Origin of the sequence: Saccharopolyspora indica (assembly GCF_027853965.1) — a bacterium.
Classification (GTDB): domain Bacteria; phylum Actinomycetota; class Actinomycetes; order Mycobacteriales; family Pseudonocardiaceae; genus Saccharopolyspora; species Saccharopolyspora indica.
Genome location: NZ_JAQGLB010000031.1, coordinates 26,565 through 41,729, shown reverse-complemented (window position 1 = coordinate 41,729; position 15,165 = coordinate 26,565). Strand labels below are relative to the sequence as shown.

Below are 15,165 nucleotides of genomic sequence, written 5' to 3'. Positions count from 1 at the left end.
ACTTCCGGAGAATTCGTCGCGAGGTGTCGATCCCGGCCCGGCTCGTTCGATGCGTCGGTGAAGCAGGAACCGACTTCCAGGAGGAGACCGCGATGAAGTACATGGTGATCATCAAGTCCGACGAGCAGTCCGAGTCCGGCACGATGCCGACCGAGCAGGAGCTCGCGGAGATGACGCGGTTCAACGAGGAACTGGTCGCGGCCGGTGTGATGGTCGACGGCAACGGGCTGCTGGACAGCAGCACCGGAGCGCGCGTGAAGTTCTCCGGCAAGGGGAGGACCACCGTCGTCGACGGGCCGTTCACCGAGACCAAGGAGCTGGTCGCCGGGTACTGGATCCTCGACGTCGCCTCCCGCGACGAGGCGATCGGCTGGGCGCGCCGGATCCCCTTCCAGAGCGGCGAGGTGGAGATCCGCAAGGTCGCCGAGGAGGCCGACTTCGGCGAGGAGTTCACCCCGGAGCTGCGCGAGGCCGAGCAGCGGATGCGCGAGCGCATCGCCGAGCAGCACGGCGGATGAGCGCGCAGCCGTGAGTGCGCAGACCGGCTCCGCGCACTCACGACCGCCGCTCAACGCAGCTTCCGGAAGAACGTCCGGACGTCCTCGACCAGCGCCTCCGGTTCCTCCATCGCCAGGAAGTGGCCGCCCTTGCCCAGTTCCGCCCAGTGCACGACGTGGTGGTCCCGCTCGGCCCAGCGGCGGATGGTCACGTCGTGGGCGGACACCAGCACCCCGGTCGGCACGGTCGCGCGCTGCGTGCCCCAGTCGTTCGCGGAGATCTCCTCGTAGTAGATCTGCGCCGCCGAGGCCGCCGTGCCGGTCAGCCAGTACAGGGTGACGTCGGTGAGGATGCGGTCGCGGTCGATGCTGTCCTCGGGCAGTCCGTCGGCGGGCTCGGTGAGCTCCTTGAACTTCTCCACGATCCAGGCGAGCTGCCCGACCGGTGAGTCGTGCAGGCCGTAGGCCACCGTCTGCGGCCGCTTGGCGTTGCACTGCAGGTATCCGTCGTTGAAGTCCTGCATCGCCTCCCAGCGCCGCTGCTCGACCTCGGTGAGCCCGTCGAACTCGCCCTCGATCCCGGCCGGGAAGGTGATCAGCGCGTTGAGGTGGATGCCGAGCACGCGCTCCGGCGCCTGCTGCCCGAGCTGCGGACCGACCCAGGCTCCGGTGTCGTAGCCCTGCACGCCGAAGTGGTGGTAGCCGAGTTCGGCCATGAGCCGCAGCAGGATCCCGGCGATCCGCGCCGCGTTCATCCCGGGACCGGCCAGCGGCGTGGAGAAGCCGAAGCCGGGCAGCGACGGGACGACCAGGTGGAAGGCGTCGGCCGGGTCGCCGCCGTGCGCCCGCGGATCGGTCAGCGGGCCGATGACGTCGAGGAAGTCCGTCACGCCGCCCGGCCAGCCGTGCAGCAGGAGCAGCGGCGTGGCGTCCGGCTCCGGCGAGCGCACGTGCAGGAAGTGCAGGTTCTGACCGTCGATGTCCGCGGTGAACTGCGGGTGCTCGTTGAGCGCCGCCTCGTGCGCCCGCCAGTCGTAGCCGGTGCGCCAGTGCTCGGCGAGCTCCTTGAGGTAGGCCACCGGAACGCCGCGGCTCCACCCGACTCCCGGCAGCTCGTCCGGCCACCTCGTCCCGGCCAGCCGGTTCTGGAGGTCGTCCAGCCGAGCCTGCGGAACGTCGATGCGGAAGGGGCGGATGTGCACTGCGTTGACCATGCTCGCAACGCTATGGACGGGCTAGGACACATGCCGTCCTCGATTCACCGGATCTTCCCAGCGGGCCGACAAATTAGGCTAGGCTAACTTGAATCGAGCTCGGAGGAGGTTCGCGTGGGGGGACCGCGAAGCGGAGCGGAAGTCGAGCACAGCCAGGGCGCGCCCGGCACCGCGACGACCCGCGACGGCCGGGAGCTGTTCTACATGCGGCGCCCCGGAGCACCGGACGCGCCGACGGTGGTGTTCGAGAGCGGGCTGGCCGCGAGCCGCTCGTACTGGGCGCCCGCGCAGGTCGCGGTCGCGGACCGGGCTCCGACCGTCGTCTACGACCGCAGCGGCCTGGGGCGCAGCGCGCCCGACGGCCACCCGCGCACGCTCCAGCGGCTCGCCGCCGACCTCGGCGACCTGCTCGACCACCTCGGCCCAGGACCGTTCGTGCTGGTCGGGCACAGCTGGGGCGGTCCGATCGTGCGGATCGCCGCCGCCGCGAACCCCGCGCGGATCGCCGGGCTGGTGCTGCTCGACCACACCGACGAAGCGTGCGACCTGTTCTTCCACCCGTCGGTCCGCCGCGCGGAGAAGATCGGCCAGGCCATCAGCAGCCTGCTCGCCCGCCTCGGCCTCCTGGCCTTCGCCCACCGCGACCTGCTCGCGCCGCTGCCCGACGACGCCAAGGCGGAGATGCGCGCCGAAGGCTTCACCGTCGGCACGATCCGCACCCGCGCCGCCGAACTCGCCTCGGTCGTCGCCGACATGACCGCGCTGCGCGACGACCCGCTGGACCCGCTCGACGTGCCGGTCACGGTGATCTCCGCGGGCCGCACCTCGACGGGCATGAACGCCCGAATCCGCGCCGCGCTGAACGCATCCCACGAGCACCGCGCCGAACAGCACCGCCTCGGCCGCCACGTCTACGCCCCGAACTCCGGCCACCTCGTGCCGACCGGCGACCCCGAGCTCGTGGCCGCCGAGATCCACCGCATGCTCCCCTGATCCGGCGCCTGGACGCTCGCAGCCCGGGGCCCACAACACGGCAATGTCCCTTCCCCGGCTCCGTTTCCGCAGGTGGAGACCCGTGAGCGGTTTGGGGTGCTATAGCCCCACAAACCACTCACGGGCGCTGAACAGGTGAAACGGAGCCGACCGCGCACCAGCCCCGTTCAGGAGGCGACGGTGAAGTGCTTGGCACCGCTCGGGTTCTCCAGCTCGTCGAGGACCGCCACCGCGAAGTCCTCGGCGGAGATGCGGGAGGTGCCGTCGGGGCCGACCAGGAGGGTCGTGCCGCCGCGCCGGTAGTGGCCGGTGCGCTCGCCGGGTTCGAGCACCGCGGGCGGGCTCAGGTAGGTCCAGTCCGCCTGGTGCGCGCGGCAGACCTCCAGCTGGGCGACGCTCGCCGCGGCGATCGTGCGCCATTCTGCGGCCACGTAGGCGGGATCGTCCACGACCAGCCGGTCCGGATCACCGGGAGTCCTCAGTGGACCTGCGCCGCCGACGACGAGAACCCGGCGGTCGGCACCGGTGGCCGCGTCGAGCAGCGCCGTCGTGGTCTCGCCGACGACGTGCTCCTGCCCCGGCGCCGGCCGGGTCGCGCCGACGATCGCGTCGGCCCCGGCGAACAGGTCGCGCATCCGCTCCCCGTCCGTCACGTCGGCGCGGACCGCCGTCGCTCCGGGCAGCGGGGCGCCGCTGCGGGACACGGCGGTGACGTGGTGGCCGCGCCGGACGGCTTCGGCGGTGATTCGCGAACCGGCCATTCCGGTGGCTCCGATGACGGTGATCTTCATGCTGCGACCCTTTCCAGGACGGGAGTTCGAGCGGGCAGCTGAGCCGCGACGATCGCGGCCAGCGCGAAGGCGAAACCGAGCAGCTGGACCGGGCCCAGCAGCTGTCCGAGCAGCGCCGCGCCGAGCAGCGCGGCGACCAGCGGCGAGAGCAGGCCGAGCAGGGCGGCCGAGGTGACCGGCAGGACGCCGATCCCGCGGAACCACACGACGTAGGCGAGCAGTCCGCCGACCCCGCCCAGCCACAGGTATCCGAGCAGCGCGGGCACGTCGACAGCGGGCGGCAGGCCCTCGAAGGTGAGCGTGACCGGCACCAGGAACAGCCCGCCCGCGGTCAGCTGCCAGCCAGCGAAGGCCACCGGGCCGACGCCGGGCGGCCGTCCCCAGCGCTTGGTCAGGATCACCCCGAGCGCCATCCCGACCGCACCGGCCAGGCCCGCGATGATCCCGACGACGTCGAAACCGGCGTCCGGGCCGAGCACCACGAGACCGATGCCCACGACACCGACCGCGCCCCAGCCGAACCGCCGCGCGGACGGCCGTTCCTTCAGCACGACCACGGCCAGCACCGCGACGATCATCGGCTGCACGGCGGCCAAGGTCGCGGCGACCCCGCCGGGCAGCCGCTCGGCGGCGATGAACAGCAGCGGGAAGAACAAGCCGATGTTCAGCACGCCGAGCAGCGCGGCCTTGCCCCACCACGCGCCGCGCGGCAGCGCCCGCGTCAGCGCCAGCGCGATCAGCCCGGCGGGCAGCGCGCGGGCCAACCCGGCGAACAGCGGGTGCCCGGCCGGCAGGAGCTCCGTGGTCACCACGTAGGTCGTGCCCCACACGGCCGGGGCCAGCGCGGTCAGCACGACGTTCTTCTGGATCATGCCTCAAGTCTCTGCCGACCAGCATCGATGAGTCCAACACATGTTTGTCATCCGATCCATCTCGATGCACGATGGATCGGTGGAACTCCAGCAGATGCGCTACGTCGTCGCCGTGGCCGAGACGAACAGCTTCACCCGCGCCGCGCAGCGATGCCTGGTCGTGCAATCCGCGCTGAGCCACCAGGTGGCGCGGCTGGAGCGCGAGCTCGGCGCCCGGCTCTTCGACCGCACCAGCCGCCGGGTTCGGCTGACCCCGGCGGGCGAGGCGTTCCTGCCCGCAGCGCGCCAGTGCCTCGACGCCGCCGAGCGCGCCGCGGCCGAGGTCGCCGCGGCCATCGGCGAGGTGCGCGGGCGACTGGCGATCGGCGTGATCCCCACCGTGGCCGCGGTCGACCTCCCGGTCGTGCTCCGCGAGTTCCACCAGCGCCACCCGGACGTCCGGATCGGCCTGCGGGTGGGCAGCAGCGACGTCATGACCGAGCAGATCCGCGAAGGTTCCCTCGACGTGGCGTTCCTCGGCCTCCCGGCCACCGTCCGGCCGCAGGGCGTCCAGAGCTTCGAGTTCGCGCGGGATCCGCTGGTCGCGGTGGTCGCGCCCGAGCACCCGCTCGCCACCAGCGAGAACGTCGACCTCCACCGGCTCGCCACCGAGCGCTTCGTGGACTTCCCCACCGGCAGCGCGGGACGGGCCCAGTCCGATCAGGCCTTCGCCGCGGCGGGCCTCGACCGCGAGGTGGCCTTCGAGATCCCGACGGCGGATCTGATGGTCCAGCTCGTCCAGCAGCAGCTCGGCATCGCGATGCTGGCCTCCACCTACGTGCCGAGGTTCACCGGCGTGACGACGATCCCGGTGACCGACGCCCCCGCCCGCATCGAGTACGTGGCCTGGAGCCGCACCACCCGGACCCCGGCCGCGACGGCCTTCCTGACCGCGCTCGGCATCCCCGCCGAACGACTCGCCGAGTGACTCCTCAGTCGGCGACCGCGATCGCGCTCCGGATCGAGGAATCGTCGTCCAGGCTGCGGAGGATGCTGTCCGCCAGATCCGCGCGGGAGATCTTCATCCCGCCGCGGACGGCGCGCTCCACCGCGCTGCGGTAGCGGCCGGTGCGCGGGCCTTCGGTGAGCCTCGGCGGCCGGATGATCGTCCAGTCCGCCTCGCTGGCGCGCACGATCTCCTCCATGCGCTGCATGTCGGTCCACGGGTGCTTGAGGAAGCGCCACATGATCGGTTTGACCAGGTGCTTGGTCAGCGGGTCGTCGCCTTCGGTGATCATGCCGCCGTTGCTGACCACCAGGAAGCGGCGGACGCCTGCCGCGCCCATCGCGTCGAGGATGCTGATCGTGCTGTCGGTCTGCACCGCGGTCGGGTTCCGCACGCTCGTCGAGCCGATCGCGGAGATGACGGCGTCCCGGCCGGCGATGTGCGGCCGGATGCCGGCGGCGTCCATGACGTCGGCCCGGACGACCGTCAGCTCCGGGTGCTCGCGGGTCACCTTCGCCGGGTCCCGCACCACCGCGGTGACCTGGTGCCCGGCCGCCAGCGCCTGTTCGATCAGGTGTTTCCCGGTTCCGCCGGTCGCCCCGAAGATCGTGATCCGCATCGCTCCACCCCTTGGTTGGTGAGTGCCCACTAACTACTATGGTCAGCGAGCGCTCACCAACCTGTCAACCGAGGGAGGCCGCCGTGGGAACCCGGGACCGGATGCTCGACGCCGCCGCGCACGTGATGCGCACGCGCGGCATGGCGCGCGCCACCACCAAGGAGATCGCCAAGGAGTCCGGGTTCTCGGAAGCCGCGCTGTACAAGCACTTCCGAGACAAGACCGACCTGTTCCTCGCGGTGCTCCAGGAACGCGCACCGGGCAACCTCCGCGCGCTGCTCACCGGCCTGACCGACCGGGCGGGCAAGGGCGAGCTGCGAGCGGTCCTCGAAGAGGTCGCGACCGAGGCGCTCGACTTCTACACCGAGACCTTCCCGATGGCGGCCTCGGTCTTCTCCGAGCAGACGCTGTTCACCGCCCACCGCGACGCGCTGCAGGAACGAGGCCTGGGCCCGCACGCGGTCCGCGAATCCCTCGCGGCCTACCTGAGAGCGGAACAGCAGGCGGGAGCCCTCGACCCGGAAGCCGACCCGGACTCAACGGCGGCCCTGCTCCTCGGAGCCTGCTTCCAGAGCGCCTTCCTGACCCACTTCACCGACACCCCCAACCCGACCCCGCCCGACCTCGTCCGAACCCTCCTCCAACCCCTGGTCCCGACGGAATAGCGCGTACAGGCACAACTACGGCCGCCCTGTTCGGACGGCCGTAGGACTTGCTGCACCGCGTACAGCCTTTGAGCACCCGGATCGCAGCCCCGCACCGACCGAGGGCGGAACCTCGTTGCCCTGATCGGGTTTTCAGCGCGGGTCGAGCCAGGCGAGGGCTGCGGTGGCCATGGCGGTGACCCCGGTGGTCAGGGTCGGTTCGACGACCGGGGCGAAGAACGGCGAGTGGTTGGACGGGACGTCCCGGCTCAGCGTGCCCGCTTCGCGGGCCGCCAGGTACTTGCCGCGCTCGACTCCGCCGAAGAACCAGTAGCAGGTCGGCACTCCGGCCGCGGTGCCGAACAGGCCGACGTCCTCGCTGCCGGTGACCGGCTCCAGCGCCAGGACCCGTTCCGTCCCGAGCTGTTCGCACAGCGCCTTGGTCGTGCGGTCGGTCGCCTGCGGGTCGTTGACCAGCACCGGGAAGTCCGTCAGCCGCTCGAACTCGGGTTCCCGCTCGGCGCCGGAGGCCATCGCTTCGGCGCGCACGATGCGCTTGACCGCCGCGATCACCCGCTCGCGGACGGCTTCGTCGAAGGAGCGGATGTTGACCCGGAGCTCGGCCTGGTCGGGGATGATGTTGTCCTTCGTGCCCGCCCGGATCGAGCCGACGGTGACCACGGCGGTGTCGCGGGCGGAGACCTCGCGGGACACCACGGTCTGCAGCCGCAGCACCGTCGCCGAGGCCATCACCACCGGGTCGATGGCGTTCTCCGGCTGCGAGCCGTGCGCGCCGCGGCCGAACATGGTGATCTTCAGACCGTCGGCCGCCGACATGCTGGGCCCGCTGATCACGCCCACGGTGCCCGCCGGGAACGGGAAGACGTGCTGGCCCAGGCACACGTCGGGCCGCGGGAAGCGCTCCAGGAGACCGTCGTCGAGCATCGCCTGCGCGCCGGCCCCGATCTCCTCCGCGGGCTGGAACACCGCCACCACCGTGCCCGACCACTGCTCGCGGGCGTTGACCAGCAGGTCGAGCGCGCCGAGCTGGCAGGTGACGTGCATGTCGTGACCGCAGGCGTGCATCACCGGCACGTCGTGGCCGTCCGGATCGGTGCCGCGCTGGGTGCTGGCGTAGTCGAGCCCGGTCTGCTCCTGCACCGGCAGCGCGTCGAAGTCCGCGCGCAGCAGCACCGTCGGGCCGTCGCCGTTGCGGAGCACGCCCACGACGCCGGTGCGGCCCACTCCGGTGGTGACCTCCAGGCCCAGCACTTCGAGGCGTCGCGCGACCTCGGCCGCGGTGCGGTGCTCGGCGAAGGACAGCTCGGGATGGGCGTGCAGATCCTCGTAGAGCGCGGTGAGATCGTCCCGGATGTCGTCGATTCGCCGCAGCACAGCGCCCAGATCGCCCACAACAACCTCCCGTTCGCAGTTACCGCGATGTTCCCACGCCGAGCACCGTTTCCGCTGGTCAGGATCCGTGAGTGTTTTGTGGGGCTATAACACCACAAAACGCTCACGGACCATCACCTGCGGAACAGCTCCCACTTCCGACCGATCAGCGGCGGGCCGGGAACTCCACGACCTGCTGGTACGTCGGGCGGTTCTGCCAGCTGATCTTCTCCTGGGCGATGCCGCCGATCTTGCTGTGCACCAGCGCGTCCGCGCACCACTGGTCGCCCGCCGCGCAGTCCGCGTCACCCGGGTAGGTCTGCTCCGCCGGGGTTTGCGCCGCCTGGCGCAGGGTGTCCAGCAGCACCTGCCGGCACGCCGCCGGATCGCCACCGCCGCACAGCGGTTCGCCGAAGCCGCCCGGCACCGGTTCGCCGAGCACCGCGCGGACGTCCTTGGAGACCTGGCCGAACCAGCCGTACTGGAAGGCCGAACCCTGGTGGCCCTGACCGACGTGCAGGTCCGGATCGCCGTTCTGCCAGCCCGACGGCGACTCGTTGATCTGCATCACCCCGGTCAGCGCCCGGTAGGCGGGCGCGCCCAGCGAGGGCTCGAACTGGCCGCGCACCAGCCGCGGCCACCACGCGTCCAGCAGTTCGATCGCCGCGGCGTGCTCGTACTGCCTGCTGCCCGGTTCGGTCTCGATCCGCTTGCCGCCGTCGGCCAGCCAGGTCCGGAGCCGGTCGACCAGCACCGCGGTCCGCTGGTCGGTGACGGGTTCGCGGTCGATCAGGCGCAGCAGGTCGGGCAGCACCCGCTCGGCGCGGAGGTCGGTGACGCCCGCTTCGGCCATCGCCCGGGTCAGCGAGACCCGGTCGAACTTCCCGCCCGCCTCGATGCGCTCGCGGACCCGGGTGTCGAGCAGGTCGCCGCGCTGCACGGCGCCCTTCTCCGCCCGGTCGCCCGCGGTTCCCGGCGCCTGCTTGTTGTTCCAGCTGACGTAGTAGTCCTGGTTCACCGAGTTCGGGTGCTGCTCGAACGGCGCGAGCGCCGCGGTGTTGCCGTCCGGGTTCCAGTCCTGCCACTCGTAGGCCGGGTCGGCGGCGATCGGCATGCTCGGGTCGACCACCGGTTCGCGCACCACGTTGGCGCCGGAGTTGAAGTAGGCGGTGTCGTCGGCGTCGGCGTAGAACCAGTTGAAGGTGAAGTTGATGTCGTGCGCCGCGCGCTGGAAGTCCTGCGCCGAGGTGATCGCGCCCGGGTCGTTGAACTTCTGGAACCCGATGATCGAGTCCACCTCGTGCAGGAACGTCGACCGGGCCAGCGCGAACGCGACCGGCTCGCCGCCGACGGTGCCGCGGTGGGTCACCGGGCCGTAGGCGGTCCGGAACGACACCAGCCGGTAGGAGCCCTCGGGCGTGTTGTCACCGAGGTTGGGCTTCCACGAGTTCTCCCGCTCGATCTGCTGCATCGGCACGCACTCGCCGCGGAACCGGTAGGCGTCGGAGTCCACGGTCGCCGGGCTCCCGTCCGGTTCGCACAGCTCCACGGCGTAGGTGTCGATCATGTCCTGGGACGCGGTGGTGGCGCTCCAGGCGTAGTCCTGACCGCGGCCGAGCAGGGTGTAGAAGCTCAGTCCGGCGAACGAGGCGCCCTTCGACGAGATTCCGGGCCCCTGCAGCTCTTGGAGGGTGAGCAGCTGCGGCGCGAAGTAGCCGGTCTGCGGCCCGAACACGGCCACCGGGTTGCCGCTCTCGGTGTGCGCGCCGGAGACGACGAGCGCGTTGGACATGCCGCGGGATTCGCCCATGCCCGCCGGGAACAGGCCGTCGTCGAAGATCCCGCGCAGGCTCTCGACCGGGTCGTCGGTGGCCGGCGGCGGGTTGCGGCTCTCCGGCCGGGCAGCCGGTTCCGCGGGCTGGGCGGCCGATCCGGTCGGGTCGAACACGAGCTGCTGCTCGATCACCGATCCGGGATCCGGCAGCACCACGCCTTCCGGGTTCTCCGGCGCCACGCCGTACGGGAAGGACTGTCCATCGTGGAGCGTGCTGATGGCCTCCGGATCGTTCTCCGCGCGGAACGCCGCCCAGATCTCCTCGCCGCGCTCCGGGCCGAACCGCTCGTGCAACGACATGCGCGCGATCGCGTTCTGCACCTCGTTGCCGCCGCCACCGCCGAACTGCGCGCCGACCAGCGAGGCCAGCACGGCCAGGTCGGTCAGCTCGAAGGGCTCGATGCGACCGGCGTTGGTGATCGGGTCGACGTGCCCGGTGGCCACGTACTCGCCGGGGAAGTACCGCCCCCGGTGGGACTCCTCGATGTAGGCGTTGATCCCGTCCACGTAGGACTGCGCGTCGGCCAGCGCCTGGCGGCCGCGCTCCCCGCGGCTCGCGACTGAATCGATCTGCTGCTGCAACTCCTGCTCGGTGTAGGGCGATGCGGCGAAGAACCGCTGCTCCAGCTCCCGGTTCGCCTGCGCGCCACCGGCGAACGGCGTCACCGAACCGCGTCCGGCCCGGCGCAGCGCGTCCATCAGGAAGAGCTTGTCCTCGGCGGTGGCGTAACCGGCGCCGAACGTGGTGCCCGAGCGCGTGGTCCCGTAGACGTGCGGAACGCCCGCGGTCTTGTCGCGGACGATGGTGACGTCCTCGCGCGGCCGGTAGGTCCGCTCGACGTCGTCGGGCCGCACGCCGAAGGAGTTGTCGTTGAAGAACTCCTCGATCGTGCCGGTGGTCAGTCGCGGATAGCCGTCGACGAGCGCATCGTAGCGGGCCAGCTGGTCGGCGGAGTGCTTCGGGCGGGTGCCCAGCAGCATGTGCGCGACGAGTTCGGCGAAGGTGGCGTTGCCGTTCTGCCCGGGCGGCAGGACGTCGTGGCACTGCTCGCGGCAGTAGTCCGGCGCGGGCTCCGGAACCGGTTCGGCCGCGGCCTGCGGCGCGACCAGCAGGGACGCGATCGCGGCCGTGGCGACGAGAGCGGCGGTGGGACGCGGCATGCCAGATCCTCCCGGTCGATCTACGCGATCCGGACGCTAGCCACCCCGCACTGGAATTGAAAGACATTCACGTTCGCTGCCCCCGAACGGCGCAATCAGGACGCCACCGCGGGGCGGTTCTCACCGCGCTTCCACTTGGCGTTCTCCAGCTCCAGCGCCGCCCACAGCAGGTTGAGCGGGTGATCGGCGTCGTAGCCCTGCCGCTCCCCGCGCCGGGTGAAAGCGCCCACCAGCACGTGCATCTTCGGCCCGACGTCGTTGACCAGGTCGATGGTGCGCAGCCCCCGGCCCTCCGGCAGCCTGCCGTCGTCGGCGGCCTCGCCCACGCCGCGGGTGACGATCATGCAGCCGTGCAGCAGTTCCGAGCGCAGCAGGTCGAACCCGTAGCGCACGTCGTCGATCTCCGCGGCGATGTCGAGCCGCTCCCGGTAGTCGGCGCCGAACCAGCCGCGCAGGAACCCGGAGATCAGTCCGCTGGCCGGGATGACCAGTGGCAGCGAGTGCAGCTGGCTGGCCAGCATCGGCCGGTTCGGCAGCTTGCCCACCGGCAGGTTCGTGACCAGGCTCAGCCCGCTGCGCCGCCACTCCAGCACGTCGACGTCGGCCAGCACGTCCTCGCCCGGCTCGCCGACCAGCACGCTGCCGCAGACCAGATCCACCTGCTTGGTCTGCAGCGCGCTGATCAATTCGCGGGTTCGCAGGTGCGTCACGCGCAAGTCCACACCGCGCTCGGCGAATTCCGCGGCGACGTGCTCACCGGCATTGGCGAGGAAACCGAGAGTGAAACGAGTTGTGCCGACAGTGATCGTTTCGCCGCGCAGCCGCCGCGATTCGTGCACCCCGTCGAGCCAGTCGCGCAGCGTGTTCCGCGCGATCTCCACGAACGCCTCTCCGGAATCGGTGAAGAGGACGGACTTCCCGCGCCCCTGCTTGATCACCAGTGGTTCACCGCACAGTTGCTCGAAGTTCCGGTTGAGCGTGTCGAGCTGCTTCTGCACGCTCGACTGCTCGCGCCCCAGCGAACGCGCTGCGGCCAGGGCGGTTCCGACCTCGCGCACCAGCACCAGGGTGCGCAGCTGATCCATCGTGGTGTCCAGCAGAGCACCTGGCGATTCGAGCAATCTGCTGCGCAGGTCGCTCGCGGACAGACTGGCGGTTCCGACTAACGGCACGGCATGCTTCCTTCGACTCTCCTGTTTGCGCCGAAGTGTAGTGCGCGGAACTGATCTCCACGCCAGAACAAATAATCTGCGGAATTCTTTCCCGAATCGCTGGAAACCCCGTGCGGCGCGGTGCAATGATCTGCCTCGCCCCAACGGTGGTCCTTCGGTGATCGCCCCCGGTCCGGCTCGCGACCGGCCGGTGAATTCGGGGCAGTTCGCACGAACGCAGGTGCGCGGATGCGTGAGCCGCCGCCTGCCCCGGAGAGGATTCGCGAGCACCATGCGCAGCACCACCGTCGCGCCGCCCCGTGGCGCGACGCCGAACGACGCCTTCCCGCGCAGTGCGTGGGCCCGCACTGCACGTCGCGGAGGCGAGGACCGCCGACGGCGCGCGGTGGCCGCACCGGCCACCGGCTCGGCGGTCCGCACCAGCACCCGCTCCGGCCGGTGACGCGAATCCGCTCGACCACACCCCCCTTTTTCATGCCCTGGCAAGGAGAACCCAAGTCGTGACGTATCCCCAGACCGCAACCCCGAACCAGACCGAGGCCCCGGTCGGCTTGAAGCGCCCCGGCACGCTGCTGGCGCTGGTCGTCGTCGGCGTGCTGTCCGCTGTTTCCGGCCTGATCGGGGCGATCTACCTCATCAGCAACGCCGGCCCGATCGGCGAGACGATGCTCAACGAGATCCTCGCGTCCGACCCCAGCTCGCTGGGTCTGGACTCGGAGATGGAGGCGCTGGCCTCGCTGTCCGGTGGTGAGATCACCGACCTCAAGACCGCGCTCGTGGACTTCGGCATGTGGGACACCGTGCTCGCGAGCGTGTCGGCCACGGTCGCCCTCAAGGGCATCCTGGTGGTGGTGTTCTCGCTGCCGCTGCTGCTCTGGAGCCTGCTGGCCATCAACGGCGCCAAGTACGCGCGCATCCTGTACACGATCTTCGCGGTCTTCGGGCTGTTCGTGAACCTCGCCGTGGTCAACGACGCGTTGCCCGCGATGGCCCGTGTGACCAGCGGCATCGCGATGGCAGCCATCGTGCTCACCGTCGTGCTGTGCTGGCTGCCCGCCAACGGCCGCTTCGCCAAGGCGCGCAAGCTCGCTCGCTGATCGGGTCATCTGCAGCGCCGCACTGGGGGTCGGCGCTGGGAGACAACGGCGGTTCGGCACCGAGGGGAGGGTGCCGAACCGCCGTTTTCGTCACTTCGGTTCTTTGTCTTTGAAACGCCGGAGGCGTTTAGCCCACCCTCGCAGCTCGCACCGCCGCGGGTTCTCAGCGTTCGCCTGGCGAGGACAGCCCGTTCGCCGTGTATCGGACATACATAAGAACGGGATCCCGCAGCCAGGCGGACGCTGAGGTTCCGCTACCGGCACCGCTACGCAGAACAAGTTCAAAGACAGGCTTTCACCTGCTGGCGCTGCCTGCCCAGGCCGTCGATCTCCAGCTCCAGCACGTCACCTGGCGCCAGGTACGGGAACCGCCCGGACATCGCCACGCCCTCCGGGGTCCCGGTGTTGATCAGGTCACCCGGTTCCAGCGTCACGTACTGCGAGAGGTGCCGGACGATCTCGGCCACGCCGAAGACCATGTCCGCGGTGCTGGAGTCCTGCCGCACCTCTCCGTTGACCCAGGTCCGCAACCGCAGCGCCTGCGGGTCGGCGACCTCGTCGGCGGGCACCAGCCACGGGCCGACCGGGTTGAACGTCTCCGCGCACTTGCCCTTGGACCACTGCCCGCCGGAGTGCTCCTTCTGGAAGGCCCGCTCGGAGACGTCGTTGGCCACCACGTAGCCGGCGACGCACGCCAGCGCCTCCTCGGCGCTGCCCAGGTAGCGGGCCCGGCGGCCGATCACCACGCCGAGCTCGACCTCCCAGTCGACCTGCTCGGCACCGCGCGGGATCAGCACCTCGTCGTGCGGCCCGACGACGGTGTTCGGGTGCTTGAAGAACAGGATCGGCACCTCGGGCGGCGCCGAACCGGATTCGGCGGCGTGCGCGGCGTAGTTCTGGCCGATGCACAGCACGGCCATCGGCCGCGCGATCGGGGCGCCCACCCGCTGGCCGCTGCCGTCGCCGGGGTCGTCGACGGCGGTCAGCTCACCGGCGGCCAGCGCCTCGCGCACCCGCGCGATGCCACCGGCGGCCAGGAACCGCCCGTCGATGTCGGTGGTGATCGGGTGCAGATCGAACAGCCGGCCCTGGTCGTCTGCCACGTGCGGTCGTTCCGCCCCGGCGGGGCCCAACCTCAGGAACCTCATCTCACTCCTTCGTCTCGGCAGTGCTGCCGAGAGCGCACCGGCTAGGCCGGGTGCGGCCGGCGCGGCTCGGCAGCCCTACGACCTTCCACTGCGAGACGCGCTGAAGCAAGACCCGTCCGGGGGTCGGACGCAGCTCAGCCGGAGGTGCGCAGGTGCCGCGTGACCTCGCCGAGCCCGGCGGCCACGGCCCGCAGCTGATCGCGGTCGAGCACGTCGATGAGGTTCGAGCGCACCACGGCGACGTGCCCGGGTGCCGCCGCGCGCAGCTTCTCCCGCCCGGCGTCGGTCAGCAGCGCGTTGACGCCGCGGTCGTCGGACTCGCAGGTCCGGCGCCGCACCAGACCGGCCTTCTCCAGCTGGGTGACCTGGTAGGTCAGGCCGCTCTTCGAGGTCACCACCAGCTGGGCGAGCTCGGTCATGCGCAGCTCGCCACCGGGCGCCGCGGACAACCGGACCAGGATCTCGTACTGCGGGTGGGACAGCCCGACCTGCTCGCGCAGCTGCTGCTCGACCTTGCGGGCGAGAAGGTTGCTCGCCTCCACGAAGGCGTTCCAGGCCGCCATCTCCTCGTCGTCCAGCCAGCGCGGTTCAGCCATGCCACCGAGCCTAGCTTGTTCAAATTTGAACTACCAGCTATGGTCGGAGTGGAGTGCGCATTGAGCCTTTTCATCCTGGTTGGTGGCCGCAGCCGCGATGATCAGCGCAGTCAGACTGCGGAAGGTGTCGCATGCGCCGCAGGCGCATAA

The 15,165-nt window shown here is 70.8% G+C and carries 15 protein-coding genes; 6 read left to right on the top strand and 9 right to left on the bottom strand.

Annotated features, from left to right (window positions below; all coding sequences use genetic code 11):
* Nucleotides 1-92 precede the first annotated feature (92 nt).
* On the top strand, nt 93-518 hold the full coding sequence (locus OU416_RS37865) for a YciI family protein (RefSeq protein WP_270931912.1): 426 nt from the start codon (nt 93-95) through the stop codon (nt 516-518).
* A 50-nt stretch (nt 519-568) separates the two neighbouring features.
* Here the strand turns inward: OU416_RS37865 and OU416_RS37860 are convergent, their stop codons facing one another.
* Nucleotides 569-1,711: an epoxide hydrolase family protein gene (locus OU416_RS37860; protein ID WP_270931911.1), complete on the bottom strand. Its 1,143-nt coding sequence runs from the start codon at nt 1,709-1,711 to the stop codon at nt 569-571.
* 114 nt (nt 1,712-1,825) lie between these two features.
* Here OU416_RS37860 and OU416_RS37855 point away from each other — a divergent pair, with 114 nt between their 5' ends.
* On the top strand, nt 1,826-2,704 hold the full coding sequence (locus tag OU416_RS37855; RefSeq protein ID WP_270931910.1) for an alpha/beta fold hydrolase: 879 nt from the start codon (nt 1,826-1,828) through the stop codon (nt 2,702-2,704).
* A gap of 167 nt (nt 2,705-2,871) precedes the next feature.
* Here OU416_RS37855 and OU416_RS37850 read toward each other — a convergent pair whose 3' ends face one another.
* Both OU416_RS37850 and OU416_RS37845 read right to left on the bottom strand, forming a co-directional pair.
* Nucleotides 2,872-3,495, bottom strand: coding sequence for an NAD(P)-dependent oxidoreductase (locus OU416_RS37850; protein ID WP_270931909.1), 624 nt, complete (start codon nt 3,493-3,495; stop codon nt 2,872-2,874).
* On the bottom strand, nt 3,492-4,367 hold the full coding sequence (locus tag OU416_RS37845; protein ID WP_270931908.1) for an EamA family transporter: 876 nt from the start codon (nt 4,365-4,367) through the stop codon (nt 3,492-3,494). The genes OU416_RS37850 and OU416_RS37845 overlap by 4 nt, the downstream gene beginning before the upstream one ends.
* A gap of 79 nt (nt 4,368-4,446) precedes the next feature.
* On the opposite strand from OU416_RS37845, the gene OU416_RS37840 reads away from it, so the two are divergent.
* A complete protein-coding gene (locus OU416_RS37840) occupies nt 4,447-5,334 on the top strand; it encodes a LysR family transcriptional regulator (RefSeq protein ID WP_270931936.1) in 888 nt (295 codons plus the stop codon).
* A 4-nt stretch (nt 5,335-5,338) separates the two neighbouring features.
* Here OU416_RS37840 and OU416_RS37835 read toward each other — a convergent pair whose 3' ends face one another.
* Entirely contained in the window at nt 5,339-5,971 is a 633-nt protein-coding gene (locus tag OU416_RS37835) for an NAD(P)-dependent oxidoreductase (RefSeq protein ID WP_270931907.1), read from the bottom strand.
* An 83-nt stretch (nt 5,972-6,054) separates the two neighbouring features.
* Here OU416_RS37835 and OU416_RS37830 point away from each other — a divergent pair, with 83 nt between their 5' ends.
* Entirely contained in the window at nt 6,055-6,636 is a 582-nt protein-coding gene (locus tag OU416_RS37830) for a TetR/AcrR family transcriptional regulator (RefSeq protein WP_270931906.1), read from the top strand.
* Nucleotides 6,637-6,768: 132 nt separating this feature from the next.
* Here the strand turns inward: OU416_RS37830 and OU416_RS37825 are convergent, their stop codons facing one another.
* The 3 genes from OU416_RS37825 to OU416_RS37815 form a co-directional block, all read right to left on the bottom strand.
* Entirely contained in the window at nt 6,769-8,028 is a 1,260-nt protein-coding gene (locus OU416_RS37825; protein WP_270931905.1) for an amidohydrolase, read from the bottom strand.
* A 145-nt stretch (nt 8,029-8,173) separates the two neighbouring features.
* Complete coding sequence (locus OU416_RS37820; RefSeq protein ID WP_270931904.1) at nt 8,174-11,002, bottom strand: penicillin acylase family protein; 2,829 nt, start codon at nt 11,000-11,002, stop codon at nt 8,174-8,176.
* Nucleotides 11,003-11,097: 95 nt separating this feature from the next.
* A complete protein-coding gene (locus OU416_RS37815; protein WP_270931903.1) occupies nt 11,098-12,174 on the bottom strand; it encodes a LysR family transcriptional regulator in 1,077 nt (358 codons plus the stop codon).
* 271 nt (nt 12,175-12,445) lie between these two features.
* Between OU416_RS37815 and OU416_RS37810 the strand changes: the two genes are divergently transcribed.
* Both OU416_RS37810 and OU416_RS37805 read left to right on the top strand, forming a co-directional pair.
* The gene (locus OU416_RS37810) at nt 12,446-12,616 is read left to right on the top strand and encodes a hypothetical protein (protein WP_270931902.1); all 171 of its coding nucleotides are present in this window, start codon (nt 12,446-12,448) and stop codon (nt 12,614-12,616) included.
* A 58-nt stretch (nt 12,617-12,674) separates the two neighbouring features.
* Nucleotides 12,675-13,271, top strand: coding sequence for a hypothetical protein (locus OU416_RS37805; RefSeq protein ID WP_270931901.1), 597 nt, complete (start codon nt 12,675-12,677; stop codon nt 13,269-13,271).
* A 281-nt stretch (nt 13,272-13,552) separates the two neighbouring features.
* Here the strand turns inward: OU416_RS37805 and OU416_RS37800 are convergent, their stop codons facing one another.
* Complete coding sequence (locus OU416_RS37800) at nt 13,553-14,419, bottom strand: fumarylacetoacetate hydrolase family protein (RefSeq protein WP_270931900.1); 867 nt, start codon at nt 14,417-14,419, stop codon at nt 13,553-13,555.
* Between the two features lie 134 nt (nt 14,420-14,553).
* Nucleotides 14,554-15,015 (bottom strand): MarR family winged helix-turn-helix transcriptional regulator, encoded by a 462-nt coding sequence (locus tag OU416_RS37795; protein ID WP_270931899.1) that lies wholly within the window; start codon nt 15,013-15,015, stop codon nt 14,554-14,556.
* Nucleotides 15,016-15,165: the final 150 nt, after the last annotated feature.